Source organism: Burkholderia pyrrocinia (assembly GCF_003330765.1).
Classification (GTDB): Bacteria; Pseudomonadota; Gammaproteobacteria; order Burkholderiales; family Burkholderiaceae; genus Burkholderia; species Burkholderia pyrrocinia_B.
Genome location: NZ_CP024902.1, coordinates 1243449 through 1263098, shown reverse-complemented (window position 1 = coordinate 1263098; position 19650 = coordinate 1243449). Strand labels below are relative to the sequence as shown.

Here is a 19650-nt window from a genome sequence, read left to right as displayed (position 1 = left end):
TGCCCACTGCGGTGCCCTTCACGGGGACACGCCATGAACGTCCAGCTCAACCACACGATCGTCTGGTGCCGCGACAAGCGCGCATCGAGCCGCTTCCTCACCGAACTTCTGGAACTGCCGCCGCCGACGCCGTTCGGCGCGATGCTGGTCGTTCCGCTCGACAACGGCGTATCGCTCGATTTTTACGAAAAGGCGGGGGAGATCACGGCGCAGCATTACGCGTTCCTGACCGACGAAGCCGGTTTCGATCGCGTGTACGCGCGCATTCGCGAGCGCGGGCTGCCGCACTGGGCCGATCCGGCAAAGCGGCAACCCGATGACATCTATCGCCACAACGGCGGCCGCGGCGTGTATTTCGACGATCCGGACGGCCACTTCCTCGAAGTGATGACGCGGCCGTATGTGCTGAACGGCTAGCCGGGCAGGCAGGCCGGCGTTGCGCCGGCCGGTATTGCGCAGCGCGGGTGCCGACCTGTTTCGGACGACACCCGGCCGGCTGCCGTCACTCGGTGGCCGCCGCCGTCTTGCGCGGGCGCCGCGCACGCGGCGCCGCCTTGCGGGCCGGCTTCTTCGGCTTGGCGTCGGCCGGTGCTTCGACAGCCGCTTCGGCCGGCACGGCGTCATGCGACGGCTGCGCGGCAGCAACCTCGCCGCCAAAATCGCCGGCCGTCGGCGGCTCGGCGTGCTTCACCGCGGCGTGCCGCTCGTCGCCCTGCTCCGCATCGCGATGCGTGTCGTCGGCATGCTTGCCGTGCGCATGCTTGTCGCCACCGTGCTTCGCCGCGCCATGCGCGGTGTCGTCCGGATTCGCGGCCGCGTGACGGCCGGCGCTCTTCGCGGCGGCGCCCTTCTTCGCGCCGGTCTTCTTCGCCGCGCTCTTGCGGGCCCGCTTGCGGCCATCCTTCGCGTCGCCGTGCGCGTCGGCCGCTTCGGTCGTTTCAGCCGGCACGACCGCCGCTGCGTCGGCGAGTTCGGCAACGGCCGCCTCTTCCGCTTCGACCTGCACGCTTTCGTGCACGACCGCTTCCGCCCGCTGCCCGCGGCGGCGGCGCGGCTCGCGCCCGGCCTGCGCCGGCTCCGCCGCGCGCGTGCCGTGGTGCGCGGCGCCGCCGTCACCGGCCGTCGCGACGTGCTCCGCGGCCGCCTGCTGGCGTGCCCGCGACACGAACGCACCCGACTTGTCGTCGCGCCCCACTTCGAGCAGGCCGCGCGCCTGCGCCTCGTCGAGCAGGTTGCCGAACGCGCGGAACCCGTAGTACGACTCGTTGAAATCCGGCTTGCGGCGCTTGATCGCGCTCTTGAGCACCGACGCCCAGATCTTGCCGACGTCGTCCCGCTCCGACGCGAGCGCGTCGAATGTCTCGACCGCCAGCGCGATCGCCTCGGCCTTGCGCGCGTCCATCTCGTGCTTGCGCGACGGTTCGTCCGGCCGCTTCGCGGCGCTGGTGCCCGTGCGCTGCTGTTCGCGCTTCGCCAGCGCACGCTGCTGCTCGCGCACGAGATCGTCGTAGAAAATGAATTCGTCGCAGTTCGCGACCAGCAGGTCCGACGTCGATTTCTTCACGCCGACGCCGATCACCTTCTTCGCGTTCTCGCGCAACTTCGACACGAGCGGTGAAAAATCCGAGTCGCCGCTGATGATCACGAACGTATCGACGTGCGACTTCGTGTAGCACAGGTCGAGCGCGTCCACGACGAGCCGGATGTCGGCCGAATTCTTGCCCGACTGGCGCACGTGCGGAATCTCGATCAGCTCGAAGCTCGCCTCGTGCATCGACGCCTTGAAGCCCTTGTAGCGATCCCAGTCGCAATAGGCCTTCTTCACGACGATGCTGCCCTTCAGCAGCAACCGCTCCAGCACGGGCTGGATGTCGAATTTCTCGTACTTCGCGTCGCGCACGCCGAGCGCGACGTTCTCGAAGTCGCAGAACACGGCCATGCTGACGTTGTCCAGGGGTAATGCCATGTGTACTCCAACCGGTTGGCCGACGCGTTGTATGGCGTAGCGGCGAAAAAAGCATCGCGCACATGATAGCCGGTCGGCGCGTCATTCCCGAATCCGTGTGATTGAATGACGGCCTGAAGGCCCGCCGCACCGCCGGAGATCGCGTACCCTCGCCGGTACGCCCGCGCCGGTATGCCCCTTATTACACACCCGCCGCCGGGCCAAATCGACATTACACTTGAGTATCGGTCGTCCGTCCCTATCTGGAAGGACGACGCATCGAGCAAGGAGCGGTGTCATGACGACGAAGGTACTGCTGATTGGCGCGACCGGCCGCACGGGCCAGGCCTGCGCGGATCTGCTGCTCAAGCAGCCGGAGTTCGAGGTCACGGCGCTCGTGCGCCGGCACGGCTATGCGCTGGCGGGCGCACGGGTCGTCGAGGCCGATCTGACGAACGATTTCTCGCACGCATTCCAGGGCATCACGAATGTGATCTACGCGGCCGGCTCGGCCGAAACGGATGGCGCAGCCGAAGAGGAACAGGTCGACCGCGACGCGGTCGCGCGCGCGGCCGAATATGCGCTTGCCTACAACGCGCAGAAGCTCGTGGTGATCAGTTCGCTGTCCGCGTACCGGCCCGAGCACAGCCCGGACGCGCTGCGCCACTATTCGCAGATGAAGCGCGAAGGCGACGAGCGCGTGATCGCGTCGGGTGTCGACTACGTAATCCTGCGCCCCGGCCCGCTCACGGACGATCCGGGCGTCGGCAAGATCGCGCTGACCGACGCGTGGCTCGACCCCGCGCCGCCCGTGTCGCGCCAGGATGTCGCATGGGCCGCGATCGAGGCGATCAAGCTCGGCATCACACGCAAGATCGTCGGCTTCGTCGGCGGCAGCGTGCCGATCGAACAGGCGTTGCGCGCGTAGCGGCCCGCCGCGCGGCGGCGCGTTGTCCTGTGCCCGCGGCCCGCACGACGGGCCGCTTTGACGCGTCGGGCGCCCGTTTACTGCTTCGGATGCGCGTCGGCCCACGCCTTCACGGCGGCGAGCGTGTTCTCGACGTGCTTATCGGGCGACATGCTCGTGTATTCGTAGAGAATCTTCCCTTCCGGCGAAATCACGTAGGACACGCGGTTCGCGCGGTCGAGCGCCGGCAGCTTCGCGTCGTATTCACGGATGATCTTCGCGTCCGGATCGGCCGCGACCGGGAACTTGCTCCGGCACTCGCTCACCGAGAATTTCGTCAGCGTGTCGATATTGTCTGCCGACACGCCGATCACCGTCGCGCCGTAAGCCTTGTAACGGTCGACCGCATCGGCGAACGCGTGCGCCTCGATCGTGCAGCCCTTCGTGAACGCAGCCGGGTAGAAATACAGCACCACCGGCCCCTGCTTCAGCGCGTCCGCGAGCGAGTACGTGTAAGTCTTGCCGCCCAGCGACGCCTGCGTCGTAAAGTCGGGCGCCGCGGCGCCCGGCTTCAGCTCCGCCTGCGCCATCAGCGCATGGCCGGCCACCAGCGCCGCCACGGCGGCGCCCAGCAACAGTTTTCGCTTCATCTGCGTCCTCATTTCTTATAAAGTCAGCCTCGATGTAGGCCACGTCGGCGTTCGCCTGTCGAACGCCCCGCGTACGATCCGGGTCAGCGGCAGCGCCATCCGCGGCCGGCCCGTTAAAGATTCCGCACAGTCTGCCGTTATTCCTTCCGGACAACCGGTTCCAGCCCTTCACGTCAGCGAGAAACATGGAAGCCAACAGGAAACAGACGTCACGCAAGGGCTCCTGGCGCAGTGCCTTGCATACGCTGCGCCGCTTCGCCTGGTCGGGCGGCGCGCTGATGCCCGCGCGCGCCGGCGCGCCGCGCCGCGACGACTCCGTGCGCAACTGGCTGGAACAGACGGTCGGCACGGTGGATTTCCTCGCCCATGTCGACCACGAGCTGCGCTTTCTGTACGTGTCCGACGCGAGCCTGCGCTTCATCGGCTACCACCGCGACTACCTGCACACGCTGACGCTGCGCGACCTGATCGCCGAACAGGATACCTCGGCGCTCGAAGGCCTGCTTGCGCGCGCCGCGCGGTCCGGCCAGGTCGAGAAGGCGACGATGTGCATCGTCAAGTCGCTCACCTACCCGCTGGACGTCGAGGTCCGCGCGTTCAAGAGCCGCCACCACGGGGTCGACGGCTTCGCGATCGCGGCGTTCGACGTGTCGTCGTGGCGCGCGCTCGAGGCGCGCCTGACGTACGAAATGCACCACGATCCGATGACGGGGCTCGACAACCTGTCCGCGCTCGTGCCCGCGCTGATGCGCGCGCAGCAGGCCGCCGACGAGGACGGCACCTGCGCGGCGCTGCTGCTGCTCGACCTCGACGACTACCAGCGGATCAACCGCGCGCTCGGCTACGACGCGGGCGACACGCTGCTGCGCGAGACCGCGCAGCGGCTGAAGGCGCTCGTCACGCCGAACGAACGGCTCGCGCGCGTCGCGAGCGACAAGTTCGCGGTCGTGCTCGGCGCGTCGGACCGCACGCGGGCGAGCGCCGCCGCCGATGCGCTCGCGCGCCGGCTGCAGGCCGCGGTGCGCGAGCCCTATGTGTACCAGGGGCAGACCGTGCACCTGTCCGCGAGCATCGGCATCGCGCTCTACCCGGACGAACGTGCGCTGCCCCATCGCGCGCAGCACCACAGCCCGCTGCTGCGCCGCGCCGACCACGCGCTCGCGCAGGCGAAGGCATCGGGCGGCAACGCGCTCGCGTTCCATGCGCCCGTCGACGATCCGGCCGACGCCGAGCGGCTGAAGCTCGAAGCCGACCTGTACGACGGCGTGCGCAACGGCGAGTTTTCGCTCCATTTCCAGCCGATCACGCGCAGCCAATCGGGCGCGGTGGTCGGCGTCGAGGCGCTGATCCGCTGGCGCCATCCGGTGCACGGCCTCGTGCCGCCGGCGACCTTCATTCCGCTCGCCGAATCGATCGGCCTGATCAACTATCTCGGCAACTGGGTGCTCAAGGCCGCGTGCATGCAGCTCGTCGCGTGGGATCGCCAGAGGCTCGCGCTGCAGTACGTGGCGGTCAACGTGTCGCCGCAGCAGTTCCGCGACCCGCGCTTCACGCAGAGCGTGCGCGAGGCGATCGCGCTGACGGGCATCGACCCGCGCCGCATCGTGCTCGAAATCACCGAAAGCCTGCTGATGCACGATCCCGCGCATGCGAAGGGGCTGCTCGAGGAGCTGACCGATCTCGGCATCCGCTTCGCGATCGACGATTTCGGCACCGGCTATTCGAGCCTCGCGTATCTGCAGCGCTTCCCGCTCGCGAAGCTGAAGATCGACCGCAGTTTCGTCGAGAACCTGCTGACCTCGCGCAATGACCGCGCGATCGTGTCGGCCGTGGTCGGCCTCGCGCAAACGCTCGATCTCGAGCTCGTCGCCGAAGGCGTCGAGACCGAGGCACAGCGCGCGCTGCTGACGGAGATGGGCTGCAATCATATCCAGGGCTGGCTCGTCTGCCAGGCGCTGCCGTCCGAGGAACTCGCACGGCGCTTCGAGGCGCAGCAGCTGCACCTGCACGCCGCCGCCTGACGCGCGCGGCGAACCGGACAGATCCGTATGTCAATCACCGAACACCTGCCCCGCACCGCACTGCTCGACAAGCTGTGGGCCCGGATGAACGAACGGGGCGATTTCCCGCTGCTGTCGGAATCGCTGCGCGCGACGATGGCCGCGATGAAGAACGACGACCTCGACTTCACCGCACTCGTGCGCGTCGTGCTGTCGGACTTCGCGCTCACGCAGAAAGTGCTGCGGCTCGCGAACTCCGCGATGTACATGGCATTCGGCGGCAACATCACGACCGTCACCCGCGCACTGATGGTGCTCGGCATGGACGCCGTCGGCCATCTGGTCGTCGGGCTGAAGCTCGTCGACCATTTCCACCACAGCACGCCGCGACGCATCGACGCGAAGCTCGAACTGAACCGTGCGCTGCTGTCCGGCTGCGTCGCGCGCAAGCTCACCGAGCACGTCGAACTGCGCGCGGGCGAGGAAGCCGTCGTCTGCACGCTGATGCGCCAGGTCGGCAAGCTGCTCGTGGTCTGCTATCTCGACAGCGAATGGGACCGGATCCGCCGCCGCGCGGCCGAGCTGAACGGCGACGAATCGGCTGCGTGCGCCGACGTGCTCGGCGTCGGCTTCGACGAGATCGGGCTCGAGGCGGCCGCACGCTGGCGGCTGCCCGACGTGATCCGCGCGGGGATAGCCAACGACGACCACGCGGCCCGCGCCGACGCGTTCGACGACGACTACGACGACGAACCCAACGCGGGCCATGCGACCGATGACGGCCCGGCCGACCGCATCCGCTGGCTGCGCGCGGTGAGTCGCTGCTCGACCGACGTCGCGAGCGCGCTCGTGATGCCCGCGAGCCTGCAGCGCGACACGCGCATCGCGGCGCTCGCGCAGCACTACGGCGCGGAACTCGACATGGAGGCCGACGCGCTCGTCGAGATCGCCGATCGGCTCGCACGCGAGGAAGCGAGCGACACCGTGATGCGCGAGATCGTCGAGCTGCGCGCGAACGCCGATGCGATCGCACGCGCGCAGGCCGAGCCCGAGGCATGCCTCGAAGCCGGCCTCGCGGACCTGCGCGCGCTACCGTCCGAGCACGTGCTGACGCCGGTGCTCGCGCTCGCGTCGGAAAGCCTGCTTGCCGGCCTTGCGTTTACGCGCACCGTGATGTTCGTGCGTCACGACGACGGCATGTTCGCCGCGCGCCTCGGCTTCGGCCCCGGCGTCGATGAAGCGCTCTACCGGCTGCGCTTCGACGAGCGCTTCGAGCCGGACGTGTTTCACCTCGCGATCTCGAACTCGGTCGGCATCTTCATCGAGCAGGCGCAGGAACCGAAGATGCTCAAGCGCCTGCCCGCGTGGTATCTCGACGCGTTCGACGACACGCGCGCGTTCGTGCTGCTGCCCGTGCGCGTCGGCGCGACCACCGTCGCGCTGCTATACGGCGACTGGGCTGGCGCGCAACCCGCGCGCAAGATCACGCAGCAGGAGATGGGCGTGCTCAACGAGCTCGCGCGCGAACTGGGCCGGTTCTTCCCCGCCTAGCGCGGCCGACGGCCACACCACGCCGTTTCCAGCCGCCCAAAGCAAACCGGCCGCATAAGCGGCCGGCTGCATCGTGCGATCGAACGAAACGCTTACTTGAGCGTCACGGGCACGCTGAAGTACTTCTTCGCGAGGTTGTCGATCGTGCCGTCGGCCTTCAGTTCCTTCAGCGCCTGATCGAGCGCGGTCTTCAGCGCCGCGTCGTTCTTGCGCAGGCCGAAGCCGACGCCCGAGCCGAGGATCTCGGTGTCGCTGACCGTGCCGCCCGCGAACGCGAAGCCCTGGCCCTGCGGCTTCGTCAGGAAGCCCTTCGAACCGGCTTCCGAATCCTGGAACGTCGCGTCGAGACGGCTCGACTTCAGGTCGGCATAGGCCAGATCCTGCGTCTGGTACGGCACGACTTCGACGCCTGCCGGCGCCCACTTCTTCTTCGCGTACGCTTCCTGGATCGTGCCCTGCAGCACGCCGACGCGCTTGCCCTTCAGCGCTTGCGGGGTCGGCAGCAGGCCGCTGCCCTGCTTCGCGATCAGCTGGTTCGGAATCGTGTAGATCGGATCGGTAAACGCGATCGCGTGCTTGCGCTGGTCGGTGATCGTCATGTCCGAGTTGATCGCGTCGAACTTGCGCGCCTGCAGCGCGGGGATCAGGCCGTCGAAGTCGTTCTCGACCCACACGCACTTGGTCTTCAGCTTCGCGCACACCGCGTTGCCGATATCGATGTCGAAGCCGGTCAGCTTGCCGTCGGGCGTCTTGTATTCGAACGGTGCGTACGAGGCCTCGACGCCGAACCGGATCTCTTTCAGATCCGCGGCAAACGCGCTGCCTGCCGCCACGGCCGATGCCGCCACCACCGCATGCGCGGCCACTTTACGCCAATCCAACTTCATCAGGTGCTCTCCTCGATACTCGAATGTTCCGGAACTACGGGCGCATGCATCATTGCAGGGCCAGATAACCACGCCAATGCCGCTGCCGCGCCTTGATGCGGCGCAACAGCCGCAAGGCCGCGATTGTACCAATCCGCGCGGCCCGGTACGGCAAAGCGGCCGTCGGCGCGCGATGCTGCGGTGCGCTCACGACGCCAGCCGGGCCGGCCGCCGAACTTGCAAGACGATGTCGCAAATACGCAAGGCCGGCCGCACTGCGCCGCGGCCGCGCCGAGGGGTCAGACGAGCGCCGCGATCGTCTCGCGCGTCGTGTCGACGACCAGCAGGCCCGCGCGCAGGCCCGGCTTCACGGCCGGGTTCGGAAACACGATCCGTTCTTCGTCGTGCGTCACCGTGTAGCGGTAGTCGCCGTCCTGCGCGAGCACCGTGCCGCGCGCAAACGCGGTGAAGTTCGCGACGTCGGCCGCGACGAACAATTCGAGCGCGTCGCTCTGCTTCGTGATCTGGTCGATCACCGTGAATACGCGCGGCAGCGTGGCATCGGCATCGCGCGAGGCACCCGACACGAGCTTGCGCACCGCGCGGTCGGCCGGCGCGAAGCGCGTCAGGTCGTTCTGGCCGAACGGCCGCACCTTCCCGAGTTCCAGCGTGCATGCCAGCGCGCCGCAGTGCTCGGCCGTGAAATGCGAATACGTGTTGCCCTTCGCGGTATGCAGCAGCACGGCCGCGATGCGCGCGTCGCCGAGCCATTCGACCATCGTGCGCGTCGGCGGCGTGCCCGTATGCGGCAGCAGCGCGAACTGCTCGAACACCGATGCACGGATCGCCGTGTGCATGTCGATGTGCCAGCGCGCACTGCCCGCCGGCGCAGCCGCAAAGAACGCGGCAGCGGCCGCTTCGAGCTGCGCGGCGCGCGGCGCTTCGCGGCTCGCGGGCACCTGCGCGTGACGGCCGCTGAACAGGCGGTTCAGGTCGTCGTCGAGATAACGCTCGCCGGCACGCATCGCCGGCACGTTGCCGAGCACGACGAGCAGCCGGCACGCGAGCGGCAGCGCGCCCGACGCGAGATCGCGCACGAGCATCGACAGCAGCTCGATCGGCGCCGTCTCGTCGCCGTGTACGCCGGCCGATACGAGCACGCTCGCCCGCGCCGTGTCGGCCGCCGCGGCCGGTTCGAGCGCGAGCAGCCCGTCGCCGAGCCATTGCCAGCGCACTGCACCTCCCGCGCAGGCGCCGTCCGTCACGGCCGGCGCGCCGCCGGCCAGCGTGAACGCGAGAAAGTCGTCGAGCGACGCGGCGGCGGCCATCGGTGCGTCAGCGCTGGAAGTCATACAGCGAACCGACGCGCAGGATCTGCGTGAGCTCGTCCAGCGCCGTGCGCGATTCGTCGAGCAGCACCGGATCGGCGAGGTCGTCCGGTGCAAGGCGATCGCGATAGTGCTTGTCGATCCATGCGTCGAGCGACGCGAACAGCGTGTCGTTGATCCACACGTTCGACGTGACGGCCGCGCGCTCCGCTTCGTTCAGCACCACCCGCAAGCGCAGGCAGGCGGGGCCGCCGCCGTTCTTCATGCTTTCGCGCAGGTCGAACACGAGCACGTCGTGAATCGGGCCGTTGCCGGCCGCGAGACGGTCGAGATAGGCCGCGACGTTCGCGTTCTCGCGGCATTCCTGCGGCACCACGAGCACCTGCGAGCCGTCCGCGCGCGACAGCAGCTGGCTGTTGAACAGATACGACGTCACCGCGTCGTTCACGCTCACGGCCGCGTCGGGCACCTCGATCACGTTCAGGCGTGCGCCGCGTGCGTCGAGCGCGGCGGTCAACGTGTCGTAGATCGCCTGCCTGTTGACGAACGCGCGCTCGTGCGTGAACAGCGTGTCGCGGTTGCCGACCGAGATCACGTCGTTGTGGAACACACCGGCGTCGATCACGTCCGGATCCTGCTGCGCGTAGACCGTCGCTTCTTCGGCGAGCCCGTGGCGATGCGCGACCGCGCGGCTCGCCTCGAAGGTCTGGCGCGCCGGGAAGCGCTTCGGCTCGGGGCCGCGGCGGTATTCCGCGCGGCCGTACACGAAGAACTCGATGCCCGGCTTGCCGTATTCGGCGCAGAAGCGCGTATGGTTCGCCGCGCCTTCGTCGCCGAGCGCCGGCGTGCCTGTCAGCGCGTCGTGCACCGCGAAATGTGCGGGATCGGCGAACAGCGTCGACAGCGTGCGGCGCGTCGCTTCGTGCTCGATCGCGCGATGCAGCTTGCTGCACAGGTTCGCCGGCGTGAAGTGCACGCGGCCGTCGCTCGTGTCGGCCGACGGGCTGACGGTGGCCGCGTTCGCGGTCCACATCGCCGATGCCGAACTCGCCGCGGCGAGCAGTTCGGGCGCCTGCTTCGCGGCCTTCGCGATCACGTCCGCGTCCTTGCCGGAGAAGCCGAGCTCCCGCAGCAGGCGCAGCGACGGCCGCTCCTGCGGCGGCAGCACGCCCTGCGCGAAACCGAGATCCGCGAGCTGCTTCATCTTGCGCAGCCCCTGCTTCGCGGCGGCCTTCGGATTCGCGGCCGACTTCTCGTTGTTGAGCGACGCCACGTTGCCGAACGACAGCCCGGCGTAGTTGTGGGTCGGGCCGACGAGCCCGTCGAAATTGGCTTCTTGTGCGTTCATCGTCGCTCCCTCGATCAGAAATGCAGGCCCGGCGACAGGCTCGCGGGCAAGGTCAGTTGCGTGCTTTCCACCGACGCCATCGGATACGCGCAATAGTCGGCTGCGTAATACGCGCTCGGGCGATGGTTGCCCGAGCGGCCGGTGCCGCCGAACGGCGCGGCCGACGATGCGCCGTTGGTCGGCCGGTTCCAGTTGACGATCCCGGCGCGGATCGTGCGGCGGAAGTGCTCCCATGCGTGCGCGTCGTCGGCGAGCAGGCCGGCGGACAGGCCGAATGCCGTGTCGTTCGCGCGTTCGATCGCTTCGTCGAACGTCGCGTAGCGGACAATCTGCGCGAGCGGGCCGAAATGTTCTTCATCGGGCAGGTTGGCCACGCCCGTCACGTCGACGATCGCCGCGTTCACGAAACCGAGGCGCGGATCGCGCTGCGTCATCGCGACGATCGGCTTCGCGCCTTGCTCGATCAGCCGCGACTGCGCGTCGACGAGCTTCGCGGCCGCGCGTGCCGAGATCACCGCGCCCATGAACGGTTGCGGATCGGCGTCGAACACGTCGGCCGTGATCTTCGACGTGACGTCGGCGAAGCGCGCGAGGAAGCGGTCGCCGAACGCGCCCTGCGGCACGAAGATGCGGCGCGCGCACGTGCAGCGCTGGCCGGCCGACAGGAACGCCGACTGGATCGTGTGATGCACGGCCGCGTCGAGGTCCTCGACTTCGCCGATCACGAGCGGGTTGTTGCCGCCCATCTCGAGCGCGAGCACGATTTCCGGACGGCCGCCGAACTGCCGGTGCAGCAGCGTGCCGGTATCCGAGCTGCCCGTGAAGAACAGCCCGTCGATCTGCCGATGGTTCGCGAGCGCGATGCCCGTGTCCTTCTCGCCCTGCACGAGATTCAATACGCCGGGCGGCAGCCCCGCGTCTTTCCACACTTCGACTGTCGCGCGCGCGACGCCCGGTGCGAGCTCCGACGGCTTGAACACGACCGCATTGCCGGCGATCAGCGCGGGCACGATGTGACCGTTCGGCAAGTGGCCGGGGAAGTTGTACGGACCGAACACCGCGACGACGCCGTGCGGGCGATGACGCAGCACCGCGACGCCGTCGGCCATGTCCAGGCGCTTCTCGCCCGTGCGCTCCTGGTATGCCTGGATCGAAATGCCGACCTTCGCGGCCATCGATGCGACTTCGGTGCGCGCTTCCCACAGCGGCTTGCCCGTCTCGCGGCCGATTGCGGTCGCGATCGCTTCCTTGCGTTCGTTGAGCAGTGCCGCGAAGCGCTTGACGATCGCGCAGCGCGATTCGAAGTCGAGCGCCGACCAGCCGGCGAACGCGCGGCGCGCGCTCGCGACCGCACGGTCGACGTCGGCCGCCGACGCGCTGTCGCCCTGCCAGGCGATCTCGTCCGTGCCCGGGTTACGCGAAGCGAAGACGGGGCCCGAGCCTGCGACCCAGGCGCCGTCGATGAAGAGTTCCGTCATGATTCGTTTATCCCTGTTTGACTTTGAGCGGCAGCACGCGAACCGGATCGCCGGCCTTCACGTCGAGCGCGACGGCATCGTCGGCTGACAGCACGAACGCGCCGTTCGCGACCACGCCCGGCGCGACGCCGACGCGGAAGTCGGCAAGCGATGTGTTCGACACGAGCGACCTCTGTGCGCCTTCACGCACGTCGGGCACGCCGATCGCGACCGGCACGACGACGCTCTCGCGCACCGTGCGCAGGTCGTTGACGTGGCATTCGAGCACGGGGCCCGCGTCGAAGATGTCGACGTGATTCTGGTAACGCAGCCCTTCCGCTTCGAGCATCTTGCGGGCCGGCAGCGTGTCGCGGTGCGTGAGGCCGACCGCGTCCTGGGCGTCCTGCGGCAGCAGGTCGACGTACACCGGGTAGCGCGGCATCAGTTCCGCGAGGAACGCCTTGCGGCCGTGCGAGCTGAGGTAGTCGGCCGCGTTGAAATCGATCTGGTAGAAGTGCGAACCGACCGCGCGCCAGAACGGCGACGTGCCGTCTTCGTCGAAGTGGCCGCGCAGTTCCGCGCAGATGCGTTCCGGGAAACGGTCGCGGAACTGCGCGATGAACATGAAGCGCGAGCGTGACAGCAGGCCGCCGACGCCACCCGTGCGATAGCGCGGGCTCAGGAACAGCGAGCACGCTTCCGCGTAGCCCGTCAGGTCGTGCGAGATGTTCAGCGCGGACATTTTCGTCCATACGCCGAGCTCCTGGCTCGCGTGCACCACCGTGCTCACGCGATAGTTGTAGAACGGCTGTTCGAGGCCGACCTGCGTCTCGATCCCGCACACGCCCGCGATGTCGCCCGTCTTCGATTCTTCCATCACGAAGAAGTAGCCGGCCTCGCCCGGCGCGGCTTGGCCATCGAGCGTGCGGCGCGCGCGCTCGATGCGCGCGGCGAGCGCGTCGCGGTCGGGCTTGAACGTGGTCAGGCCCGGCCCGGTTTCCTGCGCGAGCGACACGAGCGCGTCGACGTCGCCCGTTTGTACGACCCGAACGACGATCATGCTGCGTCTCCCGTCAAATCTTCATCGTCGCGGCGGTGCAGCGGCACGCAGCGCACGATATCGCCATCCTTCACATCGAGCGCCGCGCGCACGTCGCCGGCCAGCGGCGCATGGGCCGTATCGCCCGGCAGGTCGGCCAGCACGCAGCGGAACGATTCGCCGCTGCCCGTCGACACCATGTACGCGACGTCGCCCTGCTCGCGTGCGGCTTCGCGCACGATGCGCTCGGCGCCGTGCTTCACGCACGCGGTGCGGTCGACCTGCGCGGTCAGCACCGGGCCCGCATCGAAGATGTCGACGAAGCGGTCGGGCTCGAAGCCTTCCTCGAGATGGATGTCGTACGCGAGCAGTGCCGTTTCGTTCGGCTCGCCGAGCACGCGCTGCGCGGCTTCCGGCAACAGCGGCACGTAGAGCGGATAGGCCGGCATCACTTCCGCGATGAAGGTGCGGCTGCGGCCGCCCGACGCGATGTCGACGTCGGTGAAGTCGCGGCCGAAGAATTTGCGGCCCACGGCTTCCCAGAACGGCGATGCGCCGTTGCCGTCGCTCACGCCGAGCAGCAGCGTGAACACTTCGGGCGTGAAGCGGCGGCGGTTCGCAGCGATGTACATCATCCGTGCGCGCGAGATCAGGTGCGCGGCCGCATCGCCGCGCAGCGACGGATCGACATAGAAGCCGGCGAGCCGGCTCTTGCCGGTCAGTTCGTGCGACATCGTGAGCGCGTGGATCTTGCGGTTCACGTGCAGCTCGCGCGACGCGTGGATCAGTGCGTCGTTGCGGAACGCGTAGAACGGTTCCGAGTAGCCGGCCGCGGCCACGATGCTCGCCGTGCCGAGCAGCTTGCCCGTCGACGATTCCTCGAGCACGAAGAGGTAGAACTCCTCGCCGGCGAAGTCGACGTCCGCGCGAAACGAATCCTCGGAGAGCGCCACGCGCGCTTCGAGCGCCGCGCGGTCGTGCGGCAGCGAGTGCAGGACCGGCTGCGCGGTGCGCGCCATGTGCGCGAGCGCATCGAGATCCGTGAGTTTGCCGGGGCGAACAAATAGCATCGTCGTTCCTGTCTGCGATGGGGTGCGCCGATCAGCGCGCGGTGGCTTCCTGTGCGGCGAGCACCTGTTCGACTGCCTTCTCGAAGCGCTTGACGCCTTCGTCGAGCAGGTCGAACGGGATCACCAGCGACGGGACGAAGCGCAGCACGTTCGGGCCGGCGATCAGCATGATCAGGCCGTTCTCGGCTGCCGCATTGACGAAGTCCTTCGCGCGGCCGTCGAAGGCGGCGGTGAGTTCGGCGCCGACGAGCAGGCCCTTGCCGCGGATGTCCTTGAAGATGCCGAAGCGCGCGTTGACGCGTTCGAGCGCGCCCTTCAGGCGCACGCTGCGTTCGCGCACGCCTTCGAGCAGTGCCGGGTCGCCGATCAGTTCGACGACCTTGTCCGCGATCGCCGACGCGAGCGGGTTGCCGCCGTACGTCGTGCCGTGCACGCCGACCTTGAAGTGCGCCGCCAGTTCGTTCGTCGTCAGCATCGCGCCGATCGGGAAGCCGTTGCCGAGCGCCTTGGCGGTCGTCAGGATGTCCGGCGTGACGCCCGTGTCCATGTAGGCGTAGAACTGGCCCGTGCGGCCGACGCCCGTTTGCACTTCGTCGAAGATCAGCAGTGCGTTGTTGGCATCGCAGGCTTCGCGCAGCGCCTTCAGGAACGCCGGATCGGCCGGGATCACGCCGCCTTCGCCCTGTACGGGCTCGACGATCACCGCGCAGGTTTGCGGGCCGATCGCTGCCTTTGCGGCTTCGATGTCGTTGTACGGCAGGTGCGTGATGCCCGCCGGCACGGGGCCGAAGCCTTCCGAGTACTTCGGCTGGCCGCCGACGCTGACCGTGAAGAACGTGCGGCCGTGGAACGACTGCACGAACGAGATGATTTCGGTTTTATCGGCGCCGTGGCGATCGAACGCGACGCGGCGTGCGAGCTTCAGTGCGGCTTCGTTCGCTTCCGCGCCTGAGTTCGCGAAGAAGGCGCGGTCGGCAAAGGTCAGCGATTCGAGGCGCTTCGCGAGGCGCAGCACCGGCTCGTTCGTGTAACCGTTGCCGATGTGCCAGAGCTTGCGGCCTTGCTCGTCCAGGACCTTCAGCAGTTCCGGGTGGCCGTGGCCGAGCGACGTCACGGCGATGCCGCAGGCGAAATCGATGTACTCGCGGCCGGCCGTGTCCCACACGCGGGAGCCCTCTGCGCGATCCGGCACGAACGGGGCGGGGGAAAATACCGGCACCATCACTTCGTCGAATGTCTGGCGGTTCACGGTCGAGGTCGTCATGGTCGTTCCTTTCGGTTTCGTAAGAGGGTTCAACAGGATCAAGTTTAGGTAAGGGCGACGCAAGCGTCTTGCGGAATTGCGACGGGTTCTATCGGAAGCGGATAGTGCGCTTTATTTTGCCGTCCCGGGGGGTTTGGGTGGTTCGCTTGCTGTTGTCGTGAAGCACCTGTGATGTTGTCGGTCTATTAGCGTCGCCCCTGCGCGGGGCGGCGGTTACTTTTCTTTGTCTTGCCAAAGAAAAGTAACCAAAAGAAGGGCCTGTCAGGAATTTTGTGTTTAAGGCATAACATGCTCTCAAGGAGAGTTTATGCCTCGCAAACCGAAAGCCCAGCCGGCGGCGCTGCCGGCGATTCCGGCCGAGCTGCTTGAGCAGTTCGGCAACGGCCCGATGACGGCTGAAGCCATCAATGCCGCGACGCTGGCGCTCAAGAAGGCGCTGATCGAGCGTGCGCTGGGCGGCGAGATGAACCATCATCTCGGCTACCCTCTCGGTGCTGCCAAGCCGGCCAACGCCACGAATCAGCGCAACGGCAAAGGCGCCAAGACGGTTCTGACCGAAGACGGTCCGATCCGCATCGAGGTGCCGCGTGACCGCGACGGCAGCTTCGAACCCGTCCTGATTCCCAAGCACGAAAGGCGCTTCACCGGCTTCGACGACAAGATCGTCGCCATGTATGCCCGAGGCATGACCGTACGCGAGATCCAGGGCTTCCTGCTGGAACAGTACGGTACGGAGGTCTCGCCCGACTTCATCAGCTCGGTCACCGACGAAGTCATGGCCGAAGTGACTGCCTGGCAGGCCCGACCGCTTGAACCGATGTATCCGGTCGTGTTTTTCGACGCACTGCGGGTCAAGATTCGCGAAGACGCCGTCGTGCGCAACAAGGCGGTGTACCTGGCGCTGGGCGTGCTGCCCGACGGCACCCGGGAGATCCTGGGCCTGTGGATCGAGAATACCGAGGGTGCCAAGTTCTGGATGAAGGTGTTCAACGATCTGAAGACGCGCGGCGTTCACGACATCCTGATCGCCGTCACCGACGGTCTTAAGGGCATGCCCGAAGCTCTGGCGGTGGTGTTTCCGGCGACTACGCTGCAAACCTGTATCGTCCATCTGATCCGCAACAGCCTCGATTACGCCAGTTGGAAAGATCGCCGAGGACTGGCCGCCGCGATCAAGCCGATCTACGCCGCTCCCAGCGCGGAAGCAGCTCAGGCCGAACTCGATGCGTTTGCGGATGGGCCGTGGGGTCAGAAATTCCCGACCGTCAGTAGCGCGTGGCGCAACGCCTGGGATCGCGTGATCCCGTTCTTTGCGTTTCCGCCGGGTGTGCGCAAGATCATCTACACGACGAACGCGATTGAAAATATCAACTCGCAGCTGCGCAAGATCATCAAGACCCGGGGTCACTTCCCGACCGACGAGGCAGCCACCAAACTCATCTGGCTGGCCTTGCGCAACATCACCGCGAATTGGGGAAGTGCCGCTCATGACTGGAAGACGGCCATGAACCAATTCGCTATCCTTTACGCAGATCGATTCGCTCGGCCTTCCGTGTAATTACTCCACCCGCCTTGAACACGGAAATTCTGACACCCCCCAAAAGAAAGGCGCTCGGAAAACGCATGACTTCCCGGTGCCGTGGTTCTCGGAGTGGATCGCGCCTAAGTGTCCGCGCCAGTCACGAGCACGGAGTGGTTCGAGCAATGGTTCCGACTCGCCGCACCACCCGACGGAGCGGTATACCGTCCGCTGGCGCCGCCCTCGCTACGCTCGGCCGACAGGTACACATCCCTCAAGCAACGCAATCGTCGATCGACACTAACCATCACGACCGATCGCACCTTGAGTCCAGCAAATGAGCCATCCCGCCACCTCGCCCCACAAGAAAAAAGGGACGCAGCCGACAAACGCGGAGACATGCGCCTGCCCGACATTGCCGAACAGGTACCGGGCAAGTGGCTCGGTCAGCGCGAATGGTGTGAATAGCAGAAATGCCTGGCATGGCGCTGCTTCGCGGATGGAAGCGTGCCGAGCGTAAGCGGTGCGACCTGAAGCACCTTGCAGCCGAGCGTAGCGAGGATGGAGCCAGCGGGCGGTATACCGCTCCGTCGGGTGGTGCGATGCATCAGAACCATTGCTCGAACCACTCCGGATTCCTGACTGGCGCGGACACTTAGGTGCGATCCACTCAGATGGCCACGGCACCGGGAAGTCATGCGTTCTCACGGCGCCTTTCTTTTGGTTACTTTTCTTTGGCAAGACAAAGAAAAGTAACCGCCGCCCCGCGCAGGGGCGACGCTAATAGACCGACAACATCACAGGTGCTTCACGAAAAACGCAAACGAACCACCCACACAAAATTCACCCTTTCCGATCCCGCTCAACAAGCGCGCCCCCGCGAGGCTCACTCCCGGTCTGCTTCTCGAGCCAGGCTCGCCGATCCTCCCGAGGCGTGACCCCAAACCGTTCGCGGTACGCGTTGGAAAAATGCGCAGCAGAAGAAAACCCGCAAGCGAGACTCACCTGCACAACAGACTTGCTGGTCCGCTGCAACTGCGTACGAGCCTTGAGCAACCGAAGATTGAGGTAGTACTTCGAAGGCATCGCCCCAAGATACTGCCGAAACAACCGCTCCAACTGTCGGCGCGAAACGCCGACCAATCCGGCGATCTCATCGGTCGTCAGCGGATCCTCGACATTGGCTTCCATGAGCTGCAACGCATCGTTCAACTGAGGATGCCGCTCACCGGGCGCGGTGACAAAGGGAATCCGCTGACGCTCCTCGCCACTCCGCAAAGTCCCCGTACCGAGCGCATCGGCAATCCGCTCCGCGAGATCGACCCCATGTTCCCGGCCAATCATGGCCAGCATGAAATCAACGGTCGCCTGCCCGCCCGCGCAGGTCGCGCGGTCTCGATCGATCTCGAAGACCTGCTGCGTGACGATCGACCGCTCGAACTGCTCGGCAAACTGCTGATACGTCTCCCAGTTCACGCTCACGCGATAACCGGAAAGCTGCCCGGCCATCGCGAGCCACCACACGCCGTGGTGAATGCCGGTGACGACCGGCGTGCGCTGCCCGACGCGCGCGAGACTCGCGAGAAACAGCCGGTAATCGGCAAACTGCTGGAATCGCTCGGACACGACGATCAGCCAGTCGCACGCAATCGCATCGTTGAACGCCGCATCGGCATGCCACTGCGCACCGCCCGCGAGCGGCACGGGCCGCCCGTCCCACGAACACACCTGCCAGCGATACAGCAACCGCCCGTCGATCTCGTTCGCGAGATTCAGCGCATCGACGATCGGGCCCACGCCCGACATCGACACGGGCGGCAATGCAACGATCGCCACCTGCGTCGTGCGGGTGGCGCCTGCGGGACGAGACACCGGTACCACGTATGAAACCCGCCCTGTCGCGTTACTTGAGACTGCCCGACAGGAACTGCTTCAGCCGCTCGCTCTGCGGGCGCACCAGCACCTCCTTCGGATCGCCCTCTTCCTCGGTCCGCCCCTGATGCAGGAACATCACGTGGTTCGACACGTTGCGCGCGAAACCCATCTCGTGCGTGACGACGATCATCGTGCGGCCTTCCTCGGCGAGCTTCTGCATCACCTTCAGCACTTCGCCCACCAGCTCCGGGTCGAGCGCCGACGTCGGCTCGTCGAACAGCATCACGTCCGGATGCATCGCGAGCGCACGCGCAATCGCAACACGCTGCTGCTGGCCGCCCGACAGGTGCGACGGATACTGCTTCTCGACGCGCGGCGCAAGGCCGACCTTCTCCAGATACTCGCGCGCGCGATCCTCGGCTTCCTTCTTCGAAATGCCGAGCACGTGCACGGGCGCTTCCATCACGTTCTCGAGCACGTTCATGTGCGCCCACAGATTGAAGTGCTGGAACACCATCGCAAGCTTCGTGCGGATACGCTGCAGCTGCTTGTGATCGGCGACTTCGAGCGCACCGGCGCGGTCGGCCTTCGTGCGCACGGCTTCGCCGTCGACGACGATCTGCCCCGCATTCGGCCGCTCGAGGAAATTGATGCAGCGCAGGAACGTGCTCTTGCCCGAGCCGCTCGCGCCGATGATGCTGATGACGTCACCGGCCTTCGCGTTCAGCGACACGCCCTTGAGCACCTCGTTGTCGCCATAGCGCTTGTGGATGTCGAGCGCCGCAAGCTTGGTGGAAGCGCTCGTTTGAGTGATCTCGGCCAACTGGCTCT

16 protein-coding genes are annotated in these 19650 nt (G+C 66.8%); 5 read left to right on the top strand and 11 right to left on the bottom strand.

Annotated features, from left to right (window positions below):
- Positions 1–33 precede the first annotated feature (33 nt).
- A complete protein-coding gene (locus CUJ89_RS06130; RefSeq protein WP_114176567.1) occupies positions 34–417 on the top strand; it encodes a VOC family protein in 384 nt (127 codons plus the stop codon).
- A gap of 85 nt (positions 418–502) precedes the next feature.
- Here CUJ89_RS06130 and CUJ89_RS06125 read toward each other — a convergent pair whose 3' ends face one another.
- Positions 503–1966: an NYN domain-containing protein gene (locus CUJ89_RS06125; protein WP_114176566.1), complete on the bottom strand. Its 1464-nt coding sequence runs from the start codon at positions 1964–1966 to the stop codon at positions 503–505.
- 277 nt (positions 1967–2243) lie between these two features.
- On the opposite strand from CUJ89_RS06125, the gene CUJ89_RS06120 reads away from it, so the two are divergent.
- On the top strand, positions 2244–2873 hold the full coding sequence (locus tag CUJ89_RS06120) for an SDR family oxidoreductase (protein WP_114176565.1): 630 nt from the start codon (positions 2244–2246) through the stop codon (positions 2871–2873).
- Between the two features lie 77 nt (positions 2874–2950).
- On the opposite strand, the gene CUJ89_RS06115 is transcribed toward CUJ89_RS06120, so the two are convergent.
- A complete protein-coding gene (locus CUJ89_RS06115; RefSeq protein ID WP_114176564.1) occupies positions 2951–3502 on the bottom strand; it encodes a peroxiredoxin in 552 nt (183 codons plus the stop codon).
- Between the two features lie 278 nt (positions 3503–3780).
- Between CUJ89_RS06115 and cdpA the strand changes: the two genes are divergently transcribed.
- Together cdpA and CUJ89_RS06105 are read left to right on the top strand one after the other, a co-directional pair.
- Positions 3781–5523 (top strand): cyclic di-GMP phosphodiesterase CdpA, encoded by a 1743-nt coding sequence (cdpA, locus tag CUJ89_RS06110; RefSeq protein ID WP_201752297.1) that lies wholly within the window; start codon positions 3781–3783, stop codon positions 5521–5523.
- 27 nt (positions 5524–5550) lie between these two features.
- On the top strand, positions 5551–7053 hold the full coding sequence (locus CUJ89_RS06105; protein WP_114176562.1) for an HDOD domain-containing protein: 1503 nt from the start codon (positions 5551–5553) through the stop codon (positions 7051–7053).
- Positions 7054–7145: 92 nt separating this feature from the next.
- Here the strand turns inward: CUJ89_RS06105 and CUJ89_RS06100 are convergent, their stop codons facing one another.
- The 7 genes from CUJ89_RS06100 to CUJ89_RS06065 all read right to left on the bottom strand — a co-directional run bounded on the left by CUJ89_RS06100 (position 7146) and on the right by CUJ89_RS06065 (position 15425).
- Complete coding sequence (locus tag CUJ89_RS06100; RefSeq protein ID WP_114176561.1) at positions 7146–7940, bottom strand: ABC transporter substrate-binding protein; 795 nt, start codon at positions 7938–7940, stop codon at positions 7146–7148.
- A gap of 278 nt (positions 7941–8218) precedes the next feature.
- Positions 8219–9247, bottom strand: coding sequence for a succinylglutamate desuccinylase (gene astE, locus CUJ89_RS06090; protein ID WP_201752295.1), 1029 nt, complete (start codon positions 9245–9247; stop codon positions 8219–8221).
- Between the two features lie 7 nt (positions 9248–9254).
- Positions 9255–10595, bottom strand: coding sequence for an N-succinylarginine dihydrolase (astB, locus tag CUJ89_RS06085; RefSeq protein ID WP_114176559.1), 1341 nt, complete (start codon positions 10593–10595; stop codon positions 9255–9257).
- 14 nt (positions 10596–10609) lie between these two features.
- On the bottom strand, positions 10610–12073 hold the full coding sequence (gene astD, locus CUJ89_RS06080) for a succinylglutamate-semialdehyde dehydrogenase (RefSeq protein ID WP_114176558.1): 1464 nt from the start codon (positions 12071–12073) through the stop codon (positions 10610–10612).
- Between the two features lie 7 nt (positions 12074–12080).
- Complete coding sequence (gene astA / locus CUJ89_RS06075; RefSeq protein ID WP_114176557.1) at positions 12081–13112, bottom strand: arginine N-succinyltransferase; 1032 nt, start codon at positions 13110–13112, stop codon at positions 12081–12083.
- Complete coding sequence (gene aruF / locus CUJ89_RS06070; protein WP_114176556.1) at positions 13109–14161, bottom strand: arginine/ornithine succinyltransferase subunit alpha; 1053 nt, start codon at positions 14159–14161, stop codon at positions 13109–13111. The genes astA and aruF overlap by 4 nt, the downstream gene beginning before the upstream one ends.
- A gap of 31 nt (positions 14162–14192) precedes the next feature.
- A complete protein-coding gene (locus CUJ89_RS06065; protein WP_114176555.1) occupies positions 14193–15425 on the bottom strand; it encodes an aspartate aminotransferase family protein in 1233 nt (410 codons plus the stop codon).
- A gap of 307 nt (positions 15426–15732) precedes the next feature.
- Between CUJ89_RS06065 and CUJ89_RS06055 the strand changes: the two genes are divergently transcribed.
- Complete coding sequence (locus tag CUJ89_RS06055) at positions 15733–16983, top strand: IS256 family transposase (RefSeq protein WP_114176554.1); 1251 nt, start codon at positions 15733–15735, stop codon at positions 16981–16983.
- An 804-nt stretch (positions 16984–17787) separates the two neighbouring features.
- Here CUJ89_RS06055 and CUJ89_RS06045 read toward each other — a convergent pair.
- Together CUJ89_RS06045 and CUJ89_RS06040 are read right to left on the bottom strand one after the other, a co-directional pair.
- Complete coding sequence (locus CUJ89_RS06045; RefSeq protein WP_114176553.1) at positions 17788–18825, bottom strand: GlxA family transcriptional regulator; 1038 nt, start codon at positions 18823–18825, stop codon at positions 17788–17790.
- Between the two features lie 22 nt (positions 18826–18847).
- Entirely contained in the window at positions 18848–19642 is a 795-nt protein-coding gene (locus tag CUJ89_RS06040) for an ABC transporter ATP-binding protein (RefSeq protein ID WP_114176552.1), read from the bottom strand.
- Positions 19643–19650: the final 8 nt, after the last annotated feature.